This is a genomic window from Marinococcus sp. LNHM4E3-1 (genome assembly GCF_056034405.1).
Genome location: NZ_JBQLID010000031.1, coordinates 1 through 3017 on the forward strand (window position 1 = coordinate 1; position 3017 = coordinate 3017).

Sequence of the window (3017 nt, forward strand, 5' to 3'; positions counted from 1 at the left end):
TTTTTAGTATACGACCCTTCGGGGCGCTTGCCTACAAAAAAACTGCCGAGAAAGGAGACTTTCTCGACAGCCTGAAACAATACGACGCTTGTGCCGTCATTGATCATCGATTCCCCTTCCACTACTTTCGGGATATCCGAATCACCGAACACATTTTCAAGGATGGCTGTCACGGATACCGGATCGGTCGGTGTCAGTATAGAAGCAATTAAAAATGCCGCTACGAACGATAGACCGACAGCAGGAGCACCTGCAAGATATATAAGCACTGCCATTAAAAAAACGGTGACCATTAGCCCAAGTGTCCCGAGCGTCGCAATCGGCCAGATGTTTTTCTTTAATGAACGTATCGGAAAACTGTAGGCAGATACAAATAATATTGCCGGAAGCAGCAGATCAAAAATAATATCATGATTCAAACCAAGCCTGTTGAAAACGGGAATGAAGGAGAGGCCGAGGCCAATAATCAAAAGCACCATCGGCACTGGAAAATAATTGCTTTTAACATCAAATATATAAACAATCAGTCCGATGGCTAACAGTGTTACGAGTAATGATGCATACAGCAGCAACTTATTCACCTCCTGTAATAATATTGCAGCCAACATCCTTATTTACCCTTTTTGCAATCTGAAAAACTAAAAAACCCTTCCGCATGAATCATACGGAAGAGCTTTCGCCATTTTTCAGTTATCATCTATCCACCGGGACTCGAGTCTCGCAATGTCTCCATCCGCACCTACAATAATCAGAATATCTCCCTCGCTGATATCCACCTCCGGGCGCGGAGAGACGTGGACGTCCTCCCCGCGTTTAATAGCAAGGACATTACATCCATACGTCTCACGTATATCTAAGTCGAGAAGAGATTTCCCGTCAAGCAGCTGGCCGGCTTCCAGTTCTACGATACTGTAATCCTCGGAAAGCTCCAGGTAGTCGAGCACGCTTTTAGATACGATGCTGTGCGCCACTCTTACTCCAATATCGCGTTCCGGATGGATAACCTCATGGGCACCGATGCGCCGCAGTACTTTTTCATGATAATCATTTTGTGCTTTTACTGTAATATGCTTAACACCAATTTCATCCAGCACGATAGTCGTCATAATGCTTGCCTGAATATTGTCGCCGATCGCTACAATGACATTGTCAAAGTTACGGATTCCAAGGCCGCGCAGCGCCTTTTCATCCATGCCGTCCGCAATGACCGCCTGGGCGACGACCTGGGCAAATTCATTGACCCGGTGTTCATTGGAATCAATAGCAAGCACGTCCATTCCTTCGTCGGCCAAAGCGTTGCATATGCTTCCACCGAACCGCCCGAGTCCAATGACTGCAAACTGTTTCTTCATTCCGTTCTCCCCTATTCTTCTCAAGTCCTTCAGCTTTTCTGGCGGACCCCTTCAGTCCTGGCCCTGGAAGCTCAGGTATTCATCGTATCCTGTCCCGGCTTCCAGTTTGCCGGACACATTCCGCCCATCTGCAAAGCCTGGAGTACTCGAAGCACCTCATCTACATCGCGCCCGACGTCGTTGTGATGTATCATCGAATACTGCAGTTCCCCGTCCGGATTAATAATATACAAACCGCGCAGCGCCACTCCTTCTTCTTCAATTAACACGCCGTAGTCCCGGCTCACCCGGTGGTTTGTATCAGCTGCAAGCGGAAACTTCAGCTGCTCGAGCCCGTTCTCTTCCCGCGTCATATTGATCCATGCTTTATGCGAGTGAATGGTATCCGTCGAGACGCCGATAATTTCTGTATCAAGTTCTTCGAACTCGTCATAATGGTCGCTCATTGTTGTAATTTCTGTCGGACAGATGTGGGTGAAATCCATCGGATAGAAAAAGAGCACCGTCCATTTATCTTCCTTCATTATTTGTTCAAGGCTGATCGTGCCAAACGAGGTGTCCGGCATGACGGCATTCATCTCGAAGCGCGGAGCCTGCTTTGCTACCATACGCTTTTCACTCATGCATTCCACTCCTTTAATAATTACGATCCTGCATTCTATCCTTCATTATATGGACCGCCAATTTCAAAGTCAACGAAACGCTCCGCTCCTGTTTTTATGGCGGTTTGATTCATTACTATTGCATATTTTTTGGCACAACCGGTTATGTTATACTAATCAGGTTAAAATGGAAACTACAGGCTGGGGAGTGGTATAAGTTGAATATGGAATCGTTTAATGAAGGAGTTTTCTGGACAGCTGCCATTATTTTAATGGTGCAGCTAATTGGTGTGCTCATCGGCTATATTATAGTACGGGCCATCGGAAGCAAAATCATCCATCGCGCCTTTAACCGCATGGAAAAGCAGCGGAATATGCACCCGGGCAGGGTTAAAACCCTTTCGAAGCTCGCTATAAGCATCTTTACTTACATTTTGTTATTTATCGTAATTACCATTACTTTAGGCTTGTTTGACCTTGATATCGCTCCTCTGATCGCCAGCGCCGGGATCGTCGGGCTTGCGATTGGTTTCGGGGCCCAGGGTCTTGTCAGCGACGTTGTTACCGGCTTTTTTATTCTGCTTGAAAAGCAGATTGACGTCGAAGACTACATTGCGATCGCTGGAATAGATGGAATCGTCGAGGAGGTTGGCCTGCGCACGACTCAGGTGCGTAGCTTTGACGGTACGCTGCACTTCGTCCCAAACCGGGAAATCAGCGTTGTCAGCAATTATTCTCGCGGGAACATGCAGGCCATTGTCGATATCGGCATCGCTTATGAAGAGAATGTGGATAAAGCGATTGCTGTCATTCAGGGAGCCTGCAACCGAGTAGCTGAGGAACAGGGCATTTTTAAGGAAGGCCCTGACGTTGTAGGAGTAAACGCCCTTGGCGCTTCGGAGGTTACGATCCGTATTATTGCCAAAACAGAGAACATGATGCAATGGGCCATGCAGCGAGAGCTGCTGAAGGCCTGCAAAGAAGATCTTGATGCCCATAATATCGAAATTCCTTACCCACACCAGGTGAACGTCAGCAAAGAAGCATAAAGCACAAAAAAGAG

The 3017-nt window shown here is 47.1% G+C and carries 4 protein-coding genes; 1 reads left to right on the forward strand and 3 read right to left on the reverse strand.

What is annotated here, in order from left to right:
* From ACTRXI_RS16240 to ACTRXI_RS16250, 3 genes are all read right to left on the reverse strand, one after another.
* A partial coding sequence (locus ACTRXI_RS16240) for a cation:proton antiporter domain-containing protein (protein ID WP_474264270.1) occupies nt 1-572 on the reverse strand: 572 nt, incomplete at its 3' end.
* 114 nt (nt 573-686) lie between these two features.
* Nucleotides 687-1352 (reverse strand): potassium channel family protein, encoded by a 666-nt coding sequence (locus ACTRXI_RS16245; RefSeq protein WP_474264272.1) that lies wholly within the window; start codon nt 1350-1352, stop codon nt 687-689.
* A 71-nt stretch (nt 1353-1423) separates the two neighbouring features.
* Nucleotides 1424-1975 carry a peroxiredoxin gene (locus tag ACTRXI_RS16250; RefSeq protein ID WP_474264274.1) on the reverse strand — a complete coding sequence of 184 codons (552 nt, stop codon included), beginning with the start codon at nt 1973-1975 and terminating at the stop codon, nt 1424-1426.
* 203 nt (nt 1976-2178) lie between these two features.
* Here ACTRXI_RS16250 and ACTRXI_RS16255 point away from each other — a divergent pair, with 203 nt between their 5' ends.
* Entirely contained in the window at nt 2179-3003 is an 825-nt protein-coding gene (locus tag ACTRXI_RS16255; RefSeq protein ID WP_474264276.1) for a mechanosensitive ion channel family protein, read from the forward strand.
* The last annotated feature ends 14 nt before the right edge of the window (nt 3004-3017 follow it).

What these genes read in the sequence shown, in the direction of transcription:
- ACTRXI_RS16255 (WP_474264276.1), top strand. Translation starts at nt 2,179, where the DNA reads ATGGAATCGTTTAATGAAGGAGTTTTCTGGACAGCTGCCATTATTTTA.
- ACTRXI_RS16245 (WP_474264272.1), bottom strand. Translation starts at nt 1,352, where the DNA reads ATGAAGAAACAGTTTGCAGTCATTGGACTCGGGCGGTTCGGTGGAAGC.
- ACTRXI_RS16250 (WP_474264274.1), bottom strand. Translation starts at nt 1,975, where the DNA reads ATGAGTGAAAAGCGTATGGTAGCAAAGCAGGCTCCGCGCTTCGAGATG.